Source organism: Aestuariivirga sp., assembly GCF_965227715.1.
Classification (GTDB): Bacteria; Pseudomonadota; Alphaproteobacteria; order Rhizobiales; family Aestuariivirgaceae; genus Aestuariivirga.
Map to the genome: position 1 here is coordinate 3,235,883 of NZ_OZ245771.1, position 15,562 is coordinate 3,251,444.

The 15,562-nt window shown below is 63.2% G+C and carries 16 protein-coding genes; 12 read left to right on the top strand and 4 right to left on the bottom strand.

Annotated features, from left to right (window positions below):
* Nucleotides 1-6: 6 nt before the first annotated feature.
* A complete protein-coding gene (locus tag ACO06F_RS15420; protein ID WP_421693630.1) occupies nucleotides 7-714 on the bottom strand; it encodes a uroporphyrinogen-III synthase in 708 nt (235 codons plus the stop codon).
* Nucleotides 714-1,628 (bottom strand): hydroxymethylbilane synthase, encoded by a 915-nt coding sequence (gene hemC / locus ACO06F_RS15425; RefSeq protein ID WP_421693631.1) that lies wholly within the window; start codon nucleotides 1,626-1,628, stop codon nucleotides 714-716. The genes ACO06F_RS15420 and hemC overlap by 1 nt, the downstream gene beginning before the upstream one ends.
* A gap of 75 nt (nucleotides 1,629-1,703) precedes the next feature.
* On the opposite strand from hemC, the gene tsaD reads away from it, so the two are divergent.
* From tsaD to ACO06F_RS15450, 5 genes are read left to right on the top strand one after another with little or no spacing between them, the layout of a single operon-like run.
* Complete coding sequence (gene tsaD / locus ACO06F_RS15430; RefSeq protein ID WP_421693632.1) at nucleotides 1,704-2,798, top strand: tRNA (adenosine(37)-N6)-threonylcarbamoyltransferase complex transferase subunit TsaD; 1,095 nt, start codon at nucleotides 1,704-1,706, stop codon at nucleotides 2,796-2,798.
* A complete protein-coding gene (locus ACO06F_RS15435) occupies nucleotides 2,795-3,703 on the top strand; it encodes an NAD(P)H-dependent glycerol-3-phosphate dehydrogenase (protein ID WP_421693633.1) in 909 nt (302 codons plus the stop codon). The genes tsaD and ACO06F_RS15435 overlap by 4 nt, the downstream gene beginning before the upstream one ends.
* A gap of 5 nt (nucleotides 3,704-3,708) precedes the next feature.
* Nucleotides 3,709-3,999 (top strand): YciI-like protein, encoded by a 291-nt coding sequence (locus ACO06F_RS15440; protein ID WP_421693634.1) that lies wholly within the window; start codon nucleotides 3,709-3,711, stop codon nucleotides 3,997-3,999.
* Nucleotides 3,999-4,421, top strand: a complete 423-nt coding sequence (locus ACO06F_RS15445; RefSeq protein ID WP_421693635.1) for an EVE domain-containing protein — start codon at nucleotides 3,999-4,001, stop codon at nucleotides 4,419-4,421. Before ACO06F_RS15440 ends, ACO06F_RS15445 begins: the two co-directional genes overlap by 1 nt.
* Nucleotides 4,418-5,077 carry a class I SAM-dependent methyltransferase gene (locus ACO06F_RS15450; protein ID WP_421693636.1) on the top strand — a complete coding sequence of 220 codons (660 nt, stop codon included), beginning with the start codon at nucleotides 4,418-4,420 and terminating at the stop codon, nucleotides 5,075-5,077. Before ACO06F_RS15445 ends, ACO06F_RS15450 begins: the two co-directional genes overlap by 4 nt.
* Here ACO06F_RS15450 and ACO06F_RS15455 read toward each other — a convergent pair.
* The gene (locus ACO06F_RS15455) at nucleotides 5,037-5,927 is read right to left on the bottom strand and encodes a hypothetical protein (RefSeq protein WP_421693637.1); all 891 of its coding nucleotides are present in this window, start codon (nucleotides 5,925-5,927) and stop codon (nucleotides 5,037-5,039) included. The two genes, ACO06F_RS15450 and ACO06F_RS15455, sit on opposite strands and share 41 nt — an antisense overlap.
* 91 nt (nucleotides 5,928-6,018) lie before the next feature.
* On the opposite strand from ACO06F_RS15455, the gene acs reads away from it, so the two are divergent.
* Entirely contained in the window at nucleotides 6,019-7,962 is a 1,944-nt protein-coding gene (acs, locus tag ACO06F_RS15460) for an acetate--CoA ligase (protein WP_421693638.1), read from the top strand.
* A 149-nt stretch (nucleotides 7,963-8,111) separates the two neighbouring features.
* On the top strand, nucleotides 8,112-8,636 hold the full coding sequence (locus ACO06F_RS15465; protein ID WP_421693639.1) for a L,D-transpeptidase: 525 nt from the start codon (nucleotides 8,112-8,114) through the stop codon (nucleotides 8,634-8,636).
* 1 nt (nucleotide 8,637) lies between these two features.
* Here ACO06F_RS15465 and trxC read toward each other — a convergent pair whose 3' ends face one another.
* Nucleotides 8,638-9,069 (bottom strand): thioredoxin TrxC, encoded by a 432-nt coding sequence (gene trxC / locus ACO06F_RS15470; RefSeq protein ID WP_421693640.1) that lies wholly within the window; start codon nucleotides 9,067-9,069, stop codon nucleotides 8,638-8,640.
* Between the two features lie 160 nt (nucleotides 9,070-9,229).
* Between trxC and sdhC the strand changes: the two genes are divergently transcribed.
* From sdhC to acnA, 5 genes are all read left to right on the top strand, one after another.
* Nucleotides 9,230-9,625 carry a succinate dehydrogenase, cytochrome b556 subunit gene (gene sdhC / locus ACO06F_RS15475; RefSeq protein ID WP_421693641.1) on the top strand — a complete coding sequence of 132 codons (396 nt, stop codon included), beginning with the start codon at nucleotides 9,230-9,232 and terminating at the stop codon, nucleotides 9,623-9,625.
* Nucleotides 9,625-10,005 carry a succinate dehydrogenase, hydrophobic membrane anchor protein gene (gene sdhD / locus ACO06F_RS15480; protein ID WP_421693642.1) on the top strand — a complete coding sequence of 127 codons (381 nt, stop codon included), beginning with the start codon at nucleotides 9,625-9,627 and terminating at the stop codon, nucleotides 10,003-10,005. Before sdhC ends, sdhD begins: the two co-directional genes overlap by 1 nt.
* Nucleotides 10,005-11,846, top strand: a complete 1,842-nt coding sequence (sdhA, locus tag ACO06F_RS15485; protein ID WP_421693643.1) for a succinate dehydrogenase flavoprotein subunit — start codon at nucleotides 10,005-10,007, stop codon at nucleotides 11,844-11,846. The genes sdhD and sdhA overlap by 1 nt, the downstream gene beginning before the upstream one ends.
* A gap of 102 nt (nucleotides 11,847-11,948) precedes the next feature.
* Nucleotides 11,949-12,725, top strand: a complete 777-nt coding sequence (locus ACO06F_RS15490) for a succinate dehydrogenase iron-sulfur subunit (protein ID WP_421693644.1) — start codon at nucleotides 11,949-11,951, stop codon at nucleotides 12,723-12,725.
* A gap of 86 nt (nucleotides 12,726-12,811) precedes the next feature.
* Nucleotides 12,812-15,511: an aconitate hydratase AcnA gene (gene acnA / locus ACO06F_RS15495; protein ID WP_421693645.1), complete on the top strand. Its 2,700-nt coding sequence runs from the start codon at nucleotides 12,812-12,814 to the stop codon at nucleotides 15,509-15,511.
* Nucleotides 15,512-15,562: the final 51 nt, after the last annotated feature.

A 15,562-nucleotide genomic window follows, 5' to 3' on the forward strand; every position in this document is an offset into this window, starting at 1 on the left:
CAGGGCCTAAAGGCTTCTCCCTTTCTGTGCAAGCAGGGCCAGCATGGCCTGCTCGTCGGGCGATTCTGCCACAAGCCTGGTCCAGTGCTCTGGCAGAACTGAGGCGACATTGGTGGAAAGACAAAAATTCCTAAGTTTCCCCGCCTGTGCGGAGAGCCCCGCCGCTTCCGTGAGCTGCCGCCAGATGCGGGCGCTGCGGGGCGAGTAAAGGAGGACGGCGTCAATCTCCCCCCGCCGCAGCAGTGCATCCACAGGGCCCAGCCCCGCCGCCGGCACGGCATCATAAAGCACGGCGCGGTGGCAGGCAAAGCCCGCGGCGCCAAGCTGCCCCTCAAGGTCGCCCGAGGTTTCAGCGCCGGAAAGGTAAAGGATCGGGCCCGCAGCGGGGGTGAGTTCGGCGCGGATGAAGGCGGAAAGCCCGTTCACATCGCCCCCCTGCGCCTCCGCCCGAAAGCCCGCGGCCGTGGCGGCCTTCAGGGACTGTGGCCCGACCGTCAGTGTACGGATCGATGTCAGGCCGTGGCCGGGGGGAAGTGCCCGGATGCCGTTGGCGCTGGTCACTGCGATCACCTGCCATGGCAGATCCGGAATGTGAACGCTGGCGCGCGGCGTGATCGTCATCAGCGGCGCCATCACCACCTCATGGTCCAGCGCCTCGAGCCTGGCTTTCAGAGGCCCGGCATCTTCCTCAGGCCTGGTCACGGCGATCCGCATCAGAAGGCGATGAGGCTTCCGCCCTCGGCCTTCACCTGCTCGCCGGCCTCGCGCCCCATGCGTTCGGCATCAGCGGGCGATCCTTCGCGCGTGGTCTCGAAGCAGTGGCGGCCATCCAGCGTCAGCGCATGGCCGCGGAAGCGCAGCGTGCCATTGTCGAACACGGCGTGGCCTGCAAGCGGCGTGCGGCAGGAGCCGTCAAGGGCGGCCAAAAAGGCCCGCTCGCAGGAAACCGCAATGTTGGATGTCTCATGATTGACCGGCGCCAGAATCTCCCGCGTGGCCTCATCATCCGCGCGCGTCTCGATGCCGATGCAGCCTTGCGCCACGGCGGGCAGCATCACATCCACCGGCACGAGCGAGGTGATCTTGTCCGTAAGTCCCAGCCGATTTAGCCCCGCCGCGGCCAGAAAGGTCGCCTGCGCCACGCCATCCGCCAGCTTCTTCAGCCGCGTTTCCACATTGCCGCGGAACTGGATCACCTCAATGTCAGGCCTGAGCCGCTTCAGCTGCGCCCCGCGCCGCACCGAGGAGGAGCCGACGACGGCGCCCTCCGGAAGATCGCCGATGGTCTTCGCCACCGGGCTCAGGAAGGCATCACGCGCATCCTCGCGCGGCAGGAGTGCCGCCATGGTGAGGCCGTCGGGAAGCCTCGCCGGCATGTCCTTCATGGAGTGCACGGCGAGGTGAATGTCCCCCGCGAACAGCGCTTCCTCGATTTCCTTGGTGAACAGCCCCTTGCCGCCGATCTCGGAAAGCGGCCGGTCGCGGATTCGGTCACCCGTCGTGGTGATGACCACAATCTCGATATCCTCCTCGGCAAAGCCATGCGCCGCCATCAGCCGGCTCCTGGTTTCATGTGCCTGATAGAGGGCCAGGGGGGAGCCACGTGTACCAATCTTCAGCTTCGGCATTTGCAAGTCTGTTCCGGCGGATGCTAGAGGTTCGCCCACTTCTTAGCTGCAAACACCGGTAACGTCACCCATCCGATGCACAATGGCACAACCCTTATCCTCGGCATCGAAACCTCCTGCGATGAGACGGCCGCTGCCGTGGTCCGCCGGGATGATGAGGGCAACGGCGAAATCCTGTCCAACATTGTGCTCTCGCAGCTGAAGGAGCATGCGCCTTATGGGGGGGTCGTGCCGGAAATTGCCGCGCGGGCCCATCTGAACCATCTGGACCGGCTCATCGCGCAGGCGATGGCGGAGGCGGGGCTCACCTATCGGGAGCTGGACGGGGTTGCGGCAACGGCGGGGCCGGGGCTTCTGGGGGGCGTGATCGTGGGCCTCACCATGGCGAAGGCGATTGCGCTGGCGGCGGACAAGCCGCTCATCGCCGTCAATCACCTCGAAGGCCATGCGCTCACGGCGCGGCTGCTGGAGAAGGTCGATTTTCCCTATCTCCTGCTGCTCATCTCAGGCGGGCATACCCAGTTCCAGATCGTCGAAGGGGTGGGCCGCTACCACCGCCTCGGCACCACCATCGATGATGCGCTGGGTGAGGCCTTCGACAAGGTGGCAAAGCTTCTGGGGCTGGGCTACCCGGGCGGCCCCCAGGTGGAGCGACTGGCCCGCCACGGTGACCCGCAGCGCTTTGCCTTGCCCCGCCCGCTGAAGGGCCGGAAGGACTGTAATTTCTCATTCTCGGGCCTCAAGACGGCAGTGCGCGAGCTGGTGCATCAGCTCGGCACGCTGTCCGATCAGGACGTGGCGGATGTTGCCGCCTCCTTCGAGGCTGCGGTGGCGGACACCATGGCGGACCGGCTGACCATGGCCGTTCACCTGTTCCGCGCGGCGCACCCTTCCGTCAAGACCCCGGCGCTGATCGTGGCGGGCGGCGTTGCAGCCAACCAGAAGCTCAAGGCCGTGTTCGAGACGGCGGCGGCGCTTCATGGCCTCACCCTCATCGTTCCTCCCGCAAAGCTCTGCACGGACAACGCGGCCATGATCGCCTGGGCCGGGGCGGAGCGGCTGGCGCTCGGCTTGACCGATGATCTCTCGGTTGCCGCGCGCGCCCGCTGGCCGCTCGATCAGGCGCAGGCCCCTGCCTATGGCTCGGGCAAGCTCGGGGCCAAGGCGTGAGGATTTCCGTCCTCGGGGCGGGGGCCTGGGGCCAGGCGCTTGCGCATGTGGCGCGGTCAGCGGGGCATGAGGTGCATGTCTGGTCCCGGGGCATGCCTTTGGAGCCCGTGGAAGAGGCGCAGGGCGCAATTCTGGCGGTCCCCGCTAGGGGGGTACGCGAAGTTCTGTCAGGCCTGAAATCAATCGTTACGAATCGATTTGACATCATCATCACCGCGAAGGGCATTGAGCAGGGCACCGGCCTGTTCATGAACGAAGTGGCAGCCGATGTGCTGCCGCAGGCGGAGGCGCTGGTACTTTCCGGCCCGTCCTTCGCAGCCGACGTCATGAAGGGCTTGCCCACGGCGGTTGTCCTCGCCGCCCTTAAGCTGGCGGAGGCGCAGCGCTGGGCCGAGGCCCTGTCCCTTCCGCAATTCCGCATCTATGCCTCTGACGATGTGAAGGGCGTTGAAATTGGCGGCGCGCTCAAAAACGTGCTGGCGATTGCCTGCGGCATTTCCGATGGCCGGGGCTTAGGCGACAGTGCGCGCGCCGCGCTGACCACCCGTGGCTTTGCCGAGCTCACCCGTTTTGCCGCAAAGCTTGGGGCCACGCCTGAAACGCTGATGGGGCTTTCAGGCCTGGGCGACCTGCTGCTCACCTGTTCCTCCCGCCAGTCCCGCAATTATTCCTTCGGCCTTGCGCTGGGAGAGGGGAAATCCGTCGCGCAGGCGCTGGCTCAGGCGCGCGGCGTGGTTGAAGGGGCATCAACCGTCCGGATCGCCCAGGCGCTTGCCCGCCGCCACGGCGTCGACATGCCGATTGTGGATGCCGTTCACGCCATTGTTGACGAAGGCAAATCCCCGGAACAAGAAATCGCCAGGCTCCTCTCACGGCCGCTCAGGCCCGAAATCAGACAAGGATGACAACCATGCTCTTCGCACTCATTTGCACCGACAAGCCAAACAGCGTTGACCTCCGCATGTCGGTCCGGCCCGACCATGTGAAATATCTGGAAAGCTTAGGGGCAGGCCTCAAGGCGGCCGGCCCCTTCACCACGGATGACGGCTCTCCCACCGGCAGCCTGGTCATCATCGAGGCGGAGACCCGCGCGGCGGCGCAGGCGATTGCGGCTGATGATCCCTATGCCAAGGCCGGGCTTTTCGCCTCGGTCGAGATCAAGGCCTGGAAGTGGTCGCTCAAGAATCCGGAGGCGAAGTGATGGCCAATTACTGGCTGTTCAAATCAGAACCCGAAGTCTGGTCCTGGGAGCAGCAGAAGGCCAAGGGCAAGGCGGGCGAGGAGTGGACGGGGGTCCGGAATTATCAGGCCCGCAACAACATGCGCGCCATGAAGCTGGGTGACAAAGGCTTCTTCTACCATTCGAATGAAGGCAAGGCCGTGGTCGGAATCGTCGAGGTCTCGAAGCTCGCGCACAGGGATTCCAGTGCCGATGCCGATACGTGGGAGTGCGTCGATATCCGCGCCGTGGCGGATGTGCCCAAGCCCGTGACGCTTGATGAGATCAAGGCGGATCCGGTGCTCAAAGACATGGTGCTCGTCAACAACTCGCGCCTCTCCGTGCAGCCCGTCAGCGCGGCCGAGTTCAAGCACATCTGCAAGCGCGGTGGCGTGAAGCTTTGAGGATATTGGACCGGGCGGCCTTCATCCGCGCCAACACGAGCGTGATGACGCCGCCGCTGGTGCCGGAGGTTTCGCTCCACCTTGCCCATGAAGCCGTGCCGCTGTGGCAGAAGACGGAAGAGGAGCTGGGCGAAATGGGACTGCCGCCCCCCTTCTGGGCCTTTGCCTGGGCCGGCGGCCAGGCCCTGGCCCGGCATGTGCTGGATCATCCGGGCCTCGTCAATGCCAAGCGTGTGGTGGACCTTGCCTCAGGCTCGGGCCTCGTGGGGCTGGCCGCCATGACGGCAGGCGCTCAGAGTGTTTGCGCTGCGGATATTGACGGGTTTTCAGTCGAAGCGATCCGCCTCAATGCGGCGCTCAATGGCGTCACGCTGGATGTGACGGGCGAGGACCTGCTGCTGGCGCCCGCGCCCGATTGCGACGTGATCCTGGTGGGGGACCTGTTTTATGAGAAGGCGCTGGCGGCAAAAGTTTTCGCCTGGCTCGAGCAGGCGGAGGAGCGCGGCATCCTCACCCTGATCGGCGACCCCGGCCGCAGCTACCTGCCGCGCGAGAAGCTCTCGAAGCTTGGCGAATATAAGGTTGAGGTCACGCGCGATCTTGAAGATGCGGAGATCAAGATGACGTCTGTCTGGCGGCTGAGCCGGTATTGTTGAGGTAGAGCGCGCCCATCAGCACCGCGAGCGAGATGAAGAGCCAGATATCCGCCCCGCCGTAGAAGGCAAGTGCGATGACCACCGCCGCGGGCGTTGAGAGATAGACGGCCTGCACGGTGAAGACCGCACCCTTCTCCTGGATCAGCGTGAAGAAGGCGATCCTCTCCAGCGTCCACATTCCGCAGGCAAGCAGCACGGTCCAATAGGCATTGAGCGGCAGCTGCTCCGGAGACCAGGGTGGTGCGAAGACGAGCAGGAAGGGCAGCGCCAGCAGGCCGGACCAGATCGATTCGGCAACGCCTGCCGCCATGGCATGGGCGCGCGGCGGCCACCAGATGGAAGCAAACCAGTTATAGGCCGAGTACAGCACAGGAAGCGAGAAGGCGGCGATCAGCCACCAGGAGACCTCGCCCGAAAGCATGCCCTCCCGCGTGACGACGAGGATCGCCGTCGAGATGAAGCCCAGCAGGATGGCGAGGAGCCGGCGGGGTGCGGCATTTTCGCGGCGGGTGGCCAGCGCCACCAGATAATTGACGATGGGGGCGGTCGAAATGATGAGGGCAAGTTCCGTGGGCGGCACATGGCGCGCGAAGAACAGCCCCAAGCCAAAGGGAATGTTCATCAGCACCGCGCAGCCGATGCCAAAGAACTGCAGTCTCTTGCCGCCGATCCAGTCGATCCCGCGCAATTGGCAGATCAATGCGAGCGCCGCCGCAACGCCAAGCCCGGTCACGAAGATGACGTGAGACACCGGCATGCCGAGCACGCCCCAATGCCGGTAGAGGCTGGGTGAGATGCCCCAGAACAGGCCGAGGACGATGAACAGGCTGAGGTGCCGGGGGGAGGTCATGGCGCTTCTTAGACAGGAGTCTCATTGCAGGCTATAGAACGTGGCGTCAAAAGACCTTGCAAGAATCGGCATGTCTGGGAGGAATGCGCCTATGTCCGAGAAAGTTTACCCCGTCCCCGCCGCCTGGAAGAAAAAGGCCTATGTGGACGATGCTGGCTACAAGAAGATGTATGCCGAGTCGATCAAGGACCCGGCCAAGTTCTGGGGCAAGCATGCCAAGCGGCTCGACTGGTTCAAGGCGCCCAAGAAAATCAAGAACACCAGCTACGCCTATCCCAATGTCTCGATCAAATGGTACGAGGACGGGATTCTCAACGTCTCCTATAATTGCATCGACCGGCACCTGAAAAAGCGCGGCGAGCAGGTGGCGATCATCTGGGAAGGGGATGATCCGTATTATGACAAGAAGATCACCTACAACGAGCTTTATGAGAATGTCTGCCGCTTCGCCAATGTGCTGAAGAAGAACGGCGTCAAAAAGGGTGATTGCGTCACCATCTATCTGCCGATGATCCCCGAGGCTGCCTATGCCATGCTGGCCTGCGCGCGGATCGGCGCCATTCATTCGATCGTCTTCGGCGGCTTCAGCCCAGATTCACTTGCAAGCCGCATCAATGATGCGAATTCGAAACTCATCATCACCGCGGACGAAGGCCTGCGCGGCGGCCGCAAGGTGCCGCTCAAGGCCAATGCCGATGATGCGCTGAAGCGCTGCGCCGGCAATGAAAGGGTGATCGTCGTCCGCCGCACTGGCGGACCGGTGATGATGGCCCCAGGCCGTGACGTCTGGTACCATGAGGAGGCGGCATCCGTTCCCGCCGAATGCAAGCCGGAGAAGATGAAGGCGGAGGACCCGCTGTTCATCCTCTATACCTCCGGCTCCACGGGAAAGCCCAAGGGGGTTCTCCACACCACGGGCGGCTATCTCGTCTTCGCCGCGATGACGCATCAATATGTCTTCGACTATCATGATGGCGACATCTACTGGTGCACGGCGGATGTGGGCTGGGTGACGGGGCACAGCTACATCGTCTATGGCCCGCTCGCCAATGGCGCGACGACGCTGATGTTCGAGGGCGTTCCCAATTACCCGTCGAACTCCCGCTTCTGGGAGGTGATCGACAAGCACAAGGTCAATATCTTCTACACGGCGCCCACCGCGATCCGCGCGCTGATGGGTGCGGGCGAGGCGCCGGTTGCGAAGACGTCCCGCAAGTCGCTGAGGCTGCTGGGCTCGGTGGGCGAGCCCATCAACCCCGAGGCCTGGGAATGGTACCACCGCGTGGTGGGCGATGAGCGCTGCCCTATCGTCGACACCTGGTGGCAGACGGAGACGGGAGGCATTCTGATTACGCCGCTTCCCGGCGCCACCAAGCTGAAGCCCGGCTCCGCCACCAGGCCCTTCTTCGGCATCCAGCCCGCGCTGGTGGATGACAAGGGTGTCATTCTCGAAGGCGCCACTTCGGGCAATCTGGTGATCCTCGATTCCTGGCCGGGCCAGATGCGCACCGTGTTTGGCGATCATGACCGGTTCGTGCAGACCTATTTCTCCACCTATAAGGGCATGTATTTCACCGGCGACGGCTGCCGGCGCGATGCCGACGGCTATTACTGGATTACCGGCCGCGTGGATGACGTGATCAATGTGTCCGGCCACCGGCTTGGCACGGCGGAGGTCGAATCGGCCCTCGTTGCCCACCCCAAGGTTTCGGAAGCGGCCGTTGTCGGCTATCCGCATGACATCAAGGGCCAGGGCATCTACTGCTACGTGACGCTGATGGCGGGCGAAACGGGGGATGACGATCTCCGCAAGGCGCTGGTTGCGCATGTGCGCAAGGAAATCGGCCCGCTTGCGACGCCGGACAAGATCCAGTTCTCGCCGGGCCTGCCCAAGACCCGCTCCGGCAAGATCATGCGCCGCATTCTCCGCAAGATCGCGGAAGATGATTTTGCCGCGCTGGGGGATACCTCAACACTGGCCGACCCCGCCGTCGTCGACGATTTGATCGCACAGCGCCAGAACAAGCGGGGCTGAGAAGCCTCCACCATCTCTTTCCTCTCCCCCCAAGCGGGGAGAGGAAAACACGTTAACAGACCTTCAGACGCGAGAAGAGGAGCGGCTGCCCGCCGCCATCTTTTCGCCAGCGGCGATTCCTATCTCCATGGGAAACTGGAGTGGGACAGATGAATCGCAGGTCGCTTATCCTCGGCGCGCTGGGGACGGTTGTGGCGGGCCGCCAGGCCCAGGCTTTCGCCGGGCGCAGCGTGGTCGATTTCGATACGCCGGAGCGGCCGGGGACGCTGATCGTCAACACCGGCGAACGGGCGCTTTACCGCGTTCTGGGCGAGGGGCTCGCCATGCATTACCCGGTGGCCGTGGGCAGCCAGGGGCGGGACTGGGCGGGGATTGCCGCGGTTGGCCGCAAGGTGGAATGGCCGGTCTGGACGCCGCCTGCCAGCATGATCGCGCGGAAGCCTGAACTTGCCCGCTGGGCCAACGGCATGCCGGGCGGACCTGACAACCCGTTGGGGGCGCGCGCCCTCTATCTCTATTCCGGGGGCCGGGATACGCTGTTCCGCATCCATGGCACCAATGATCCCGCCTCCATCGGCAAGGCGGCATCCTCCGGCTGCATCCGCATGTTCAACCCCCATATCGAGGGGATTTACGAACAGACGCCGCTCGGCACCAAGGTGATCGTGCTCTGAATCAGCCGCAGCCTGAGTCCCGCAGCCATTGGACGATCTGGCCCGCCGGCAGGGCGCCGGATTGCCGGGCCACTTCCCGCCCGCCCCGGAACAGGATCATGGTGGGAATGGAGCGGATGCCGTAAAGGGAAGCCTGTTCAGGCGCCGCCTCCGTATCCAGCTTGGCGAAACGCACATGGGGTTCCATGGCCTCCGCCGCCTTGCGGAATTCCGGCGCCATCATCTTGCAGGGGCCACACCACTCTGCCCAGAAATCGACCACCACGGGGATCGAATTGCGCGTAATGTGCTTCTGGAGGGCGGGCCCGGCGAGTTCAGCCGGGCGGCCGGAAAACAGCGGCTGGTGGCATTTGCCGCAGCGGGCCGCTGCCCGGGGCTTATCGGCCGGAATGCGGTTGACGGCGGCGCAGGAGGGGCAAACAAGCTCTGTCATGGGACACCTCGCATACTGGATTTATGTGAAGTGCGGGCGGCATACCAGCCATGATCTGCGTCAAGCCGTCTCAAGGGTGAGGCGCTCTATGCCTTTCGACGTATTTGCGATACTGCGCTGCACAAGGTAGAAAACCGCACAGGGAACGGGAATAGGGAACATGGCACACACCAGAAACGCAGGGCGGCCCCTGTCGCCGCACCTGCAGATATACAAGCGCACGCTGACGATGACGATGTCCATCGTTCACCGCATCACCGGTTTGGCGCTCTATGGCGGCACGATCCTTCTCGTCTGGTGGCTGCTGGCTGCTGCAACCTCTGACGCGCAGTTCGCCCTGGTGCAGGCCGTCTTCGGCAGCTGGATCGGGCTTCTCGTGCTTTTCGGCTTCACCTGGGCGCTGATCCACCACACGCTGGGCGGCATCCGCCATCTGATCTGGGACGTGGGCCACGGCTTCGAATTGAAGGACGTGGAAATGGGCGCCAGGCTCACGCTCGCCTCCTCGATCATCCTCACCATCGCCGTCTGGGCGATCGCCTATGGAGTGATGTGATGTTGCGCAAGACTCCCCTCGGGCTGGTCCTCGGCCTTGGCGCCGCCAAGGCGGGCACGGAACACTGGTGGCACCAGCGCGTCTCGGCGATTGCCGGGATCCCGCTCGTCATCTTCCTCATCGGCTGGATCATGGCTTACCGCGGCGCGTCGCGCGCCGAAATCCTGGCGAGCGTTCAGAACCCCTTCGTGGCGATCCTGCTTGGACTCACGCTCGTCACGCTGCTCTGGCACATGCGCTTGGGGCTTCAGGTGGTGATCGAGGATTACGTTCATGCGCCGCACAGCAAATATCTGCTGCTGCTGCTCAACACCTTCTTCACCGCGGCGATGGGCGTCGCATCATTATTTGCACTTCTCAAGATGAGCTTTGGACTCTGATGGCCGCTGTTGAAACCAGGAAGACCGCACCGAAGAGTTTCACCTTCGGCGGCCGCACCTATCCCGTGACTGACCACACTTACGATGTCGTGGTGGTGGGTGCCGGGGGTGCGGGGCTTCGCGCCACGCTCGGCGCCTCGCAGGCGGGGTTGAAGACGGCCTGCATCTCCAAGGTGTTTCCCACGCGCTCCCACACGGTGGCAGCGCAGGGGGGCATTGCCGCATCCCTTGCCAATATGGGCGCGGATGACTGGCGCTGGCACATGTATGACACGGTCAAAGGTGCCGACTGGCTGGGCGACCAGGACGCCATCGAATATCTCTGCCGCAATGCGCCAACCGCCGTTTACGAGCTTGAGCATTTCGGCATGCCCTTCTCGCGCACCGAGGAGGGCAAGATCTACCAGCGCCCCTTCGGCGGCCACATGATGAATTTCGGCGACGGCCCCCCGGTGCAGCGCACCTGTGCCGCAGCGGACCGCACGGGGCACGCCATGCTCCACACGCTTTATGGCCAGAGCCTGCGCTATTCCTCCGAGTTCTTCATCGAATATTTCGCGCTTGACCTCATCATGGAAAACGGCGCCTGCCGCGGTGTCGTCGCCATGAACATGGAAGACGGCTCGATCCACCGCTTCCGCGCGCATGAGACGATCCTGGCCACGGGCGGCTATGGCCGCGCCTATTTCTCCGCCACCTCCGCCCACACCTGCACGGGCGACGGCAATGCCATGGTGCTGCGGGCGGGGCTTCCCTGCCAGGACATGGAGTTCGTGCAGTTCCACCCCACCGGCATTTATGGTGCGGGCTGCCTCATCACCGAGGGCGCGCGCGGCGAAGGCGGCTATCTCACCAATTCCCAAGGCGAGCGTTTCATGGAGCGCTATGCGCCTTCCGCCAAGGACCTCGCCTCGCGTGACGTCGTCTCGCGCTCGATGACCATCGAGATCCGCGAGGGGCGTGGCGTGGGCGAGCACAAGGACCACATTCACCTGCATCTCGAGCACCTTGACCCAAAGGTGCTGCATGAGCGGCTTCCGGGCATTTCGGAATCCGCCAAGATCTTCGCAGGCGTCGACGTGACGCGGGAACCGATCCCGATCCTGCCGACGGTCCACTACAATATGGGCGGCATTCCCACCAATTATCACGGCGAGGTTCTGGCCGGAGACGGCATGAACCCGGAGAAGACCGTGCCCGGCCTTATGGCCGTGGGCGAGGCTGCCTGCGTGTCCGTTCACGGCGCCAACCGGCTTGGCTCAAATTCGCTGATCGACCTCGTCGTCTTCGGCCGCGCGGCGGCGCTGCGATGCGTGGAATTGGTGAAGCCCAATGCTCCGCATGCTGATCTTCCAGCTGATGCGGGCGAAATGTCCGTGGCGCGGCTCGACCATTACCGCTTCGCCAATGGCGCCATTCCCACCGCGGAGCTTCGCCTGCGCATGCAGAAAATCATGCAGGAAGATGCCGCAGTGTTCCGCACCGGCGAGACGCTGTCCCAGGGTGTGAAGCGCCTTGGCGAAGTCTGGCAGGCGATGAATGACATTCGCGTTTCCGATCACTCACTGGTGTGGAACAGCGATCTGATCGAGACGCTTGAGTTCGAAAACCTCATCCTGCAGGCGGCGGTCACAGTCGTCAGCGCCGAAGCCCGCCAGGAAAGCCGCGGGGCGCACGCACGCGAGGATTTCCCCGCGCGGGACGACGCCAACTGGATGAAGCATTCCCTCGCCTGGGCCGACGGCACCAAGAAGACCGTGACGCTGGGCTACCGCCCAGTGCATGATTACACCATGTCGAGCGACATCGACTACATCAAGCCGAAGGCGCGGGTTTATTGAGAATGCTGGACCTCGCGCGCCGCACCACCCCCTCACCCTGCCCTCTCTCCCACATATGTGGGGGAGAGGAATGTGCTTCGATGAACTGAGCTGGAAAGTCACATGGCCGAATTCACACTTCCCAAGAACTCCAAGGTCCGTGAGGGCAAGACCTGGCCCAAGCCTGCGGGCAAGCGGCTGAAGGATTTCAGGATCTATCGCTGGAATCCGGATGATGGCGAGAACCCGCGTATCGACACGTTCTCCGTCGACATGGACAAGTGCGGCCCGATGGTGCTGGACGCGCTGATCAAGATCAAGAACGAGCAGGATGCGACGCTGACCTTCAGGCGTTCCTGCCGCGAGGGGATCTGCGGCTCCTGTGCCATGAACATTGACGGGACCAACACGCTCGCCTGCCTCAAATCCTGCGATGAGGTGAAGGGCGATGTGAAGATCTATCCGCTGCCGCACATGCCGGTGATCAAGGATCTGGTGCCGGACCTCACGCGCTTCTATGCCCAGCACCGCGCCATCGAACCCTGGCTCAAGACGGTGACGCCCGAGCCCCAGACCGAGTGGAAGCAATATCCCGAAGACCGCAAGAAACTCGACGGGCTCTACGAGTGCATTCTCTGCGCCTGCTGCTCCACCTCATGCCCGTCCTACTGGTGGAATGGTGACCGCTATTTTGGGCCCGCGGCACTTCTCCAGGCCTATCGCTGGCTGATCGATTCGCGCGATGAGGGCACGGGCGAGCGGCTCGATACGCTCGAGGATCCGTTCCGGCTCTACCGCTGCCACACCATCATGAACTGCGCCAAGACCTGCCCCAAGGGCCTGAACCCGGCAAAGGCCATCGCCGAGATCAAGAAGATGATGGTGGAACGCCGCGTCTGAGGTTCACGTCCACCCTTGGTTCAACTGGTGCTGCAGCGCAAAAGCGATTATAGCGGGCGGCATCCCATTCCCAGCAAGAGGCCCCGATGTCCCTCGACAGCTTCAAGTGCCGCAAGACCCTCAAGGTCGGCGCCAAGACCTATACGTATTTCAGCCTGAAGGCCGCGGAGAAGAACGGCCTCAAGGGCATTTCGCGGCTTCCCTATTCGCTGAAGGTGCTGCTCGAAAACCTGCTGCGCCATGAGGATGGCCGGTCCGTCACCAAGGCGGACATCGAAGGCATTGCCAAGTGGGTGAAGAACCGCGGCAAGGACGAGCGTGAAATCGCCTTCCGCCCGGCCCGCGTGCTGATGCAGGACTTCACCGGCGTTCCGGCTGTGGTCGACCTGGCCGCCATGCGCGATGCGATGAAAGGGCTCGGCAAGGACCCGAAGAAGATCAATCCGCTGGCGCCTGTGGACCTCGTCATCGACCATTCGGTGATGGTGGACTACTTCGCCAACTCCAAGGCGTTCAAGCAGAACGTGAACCTCGAGTATGACCGCAATGGCGAGCGCTACACCTTCCTGAAATGGGGGCAGGGCGCATTCGACAATTTCCGCGTGGTGCCCCCCGGCACCGGCATCTGCCACCAGGTGAACCTGGAATATCTCGCCAAGACTGTGTGGACCAAGACCGAGAAGGTGAAGGGCAAGGCCGTGACCTATGCCTATCCCGACACGCTGGTGGGCACGGATTCCCACACCACCATGGTGAACGGGCTTGCGGTTCTGGGCTGGGGCGTTGGCGGCATCGAGGCCGAGGCCGCGATGCTGGGCCAGCCCATTTCCATGCTGATCCCTGAAGTGATCGGCTTCCGCCTCGATGGCGCGCTGCCCGAAGGCACGACGGCCACCGACCTCGTTCTCACCGTGACGCAGATGCTGCGCAAGAAGGGTGTGGTCGGCAAATTCGTGGAATTCTATGGGCCGGGCCTCAGCACACTCTCGCTCGAAGACATGGCGACGATTGCCAATATGGCGCCCGAATATGGCGCAACCTGTGGCTTCTTCCCGGTGAATGCCGAAACGATCGGATACCTCAAAGGCACGGCACGCGCATCAGCACAGGTGGCGCTTGTGGAGAAATATGCCAAGGCGCAGGACATGTTCTGGACGCCCAAGGCGGAAGAGCCGGTGTTCTCGGATACGCTCGCGCTTGACCTCGCCACCGTCGTTCCGTCACTCGCGGGCCCCAAGCGCCCGCAGGACAGGGTCGAGCTCAGCAATGCCGCCACGGGCTTCGCCAAGGTGATGGCGGATGAATTCAAGAAGGCCGATGAACTTTCGAAGCGCTTCAAGGTTGAGGCGGCGAATTTCGACCTGGGCCACGGCGATGTGGTGATCGCGGCGATCACCTCCTGCACCAACACCTCGAACCCGAGCGTGATGATCGGTGCGGGCTTGCTCGCCCGCAATGCGGTGAAGGCCGGCATCACCTCCAAGCCCTGGGTCAAAACCTCGCTTGCGCCCGGCTCTCAGGTCGTCACCGAATATCTCGACAGCTCCGGCCTGCAGAAGGACCTGGACAAGATCGGCTTCAACCTGGTGGGTTATGGCTGCACCACCTGCATCGGCAATTCGGGCCCGCTGCCGGAGAATATCTCGGATACGGTCCGCAAGAACGATCTCGTGGCCGCTGCCGTCCTTTCTGGCAACCGCAATTTCGAAGGCCGCGTGAACCCGGATGTGCGGGCGAATTATCTCGCCTCGCCGCCGCTCGTCGTCGCCTATGCGCTGGCAGGCTCGCTGAACGTGGACCTGACGCGCGATCCGCTGGGCCATGACAAGAAGGGCAAGCCCGTCTACCTCAAGGACATCTGGCCCACGGCCAAGGACATCGCCGCGGTTGTGCGGAAGAACGTGACCCGCAAGGCCTATGCCTCGCGCTACAAGGACGTGTTCAAGGGCGATGCGCATTGGCGCAAGATCAATGTCACCAAGGGCATGAATTACAGCTGGGACCAGAGCAGCACCTATGTGGCGAACCCGCCTTATTTCGAGGGGCTGACGATGACGCCGGCACCGGTGAAGGACATTGCCGGCGCGCGTGTGCTGGGTCTCTTCCTCGACTCGATCACCACGGATCACATCTCGCCCGCCGGTGACATCAAGGCGGCCTCTCCCGCTGGCCGCTATCTCAATTCGCGCGGCGTGGAGAAGATCGACTTCAACTCCTATGGCGCGCGCCGCGGCCACCATGAAGTGATGATGCGCGGCACCTTCGCCAACATCCGCATCAAGAACCAGATGGTGCCGGGTGTTGAAGGTGGTGTTACCAAGCATTACCCGGGCGGCGAGACCATGCCGATCTATGATGCCGCGATGAAATATGCCGAAGAGGGCGTGCCCCTCGTCATTTTCGCGGGCAAGGAATATGGCACAGGCTCCTCGCGCGACTGGGCGGCGAAGGGTACGAAGCTTCTGGGCGTGCGCGCCGTGATTGCACAGAGCTTCGAGCGCATCCACCGTTCCAATCTGATCGGCATGGGGGTGATCCCGCTGCAGTTCCGCGAAGGCGAAGGCTGGCAGACGCTGGGCCTCATGGGTGACGAGACCGTCACTATAAACGGGCTGGCCAATGGCCTGAAGCCCCGCGCTGCACTGACGGTTGAAATCACCCGCGCAGATGGCACGAAGCTGGACATTCAGGTGCTTTGCCGCATCGATACGCTGGATGAGCTCGATTATTACAAGAACGGTGGCATCATGCCCTATGTGCTGAGGAACCTCGCGAAGTCTGCGTAGGGCATTCCGCCAAACGCATTCGTGAAGACTATTCCACGGCTCGTGAGTGGT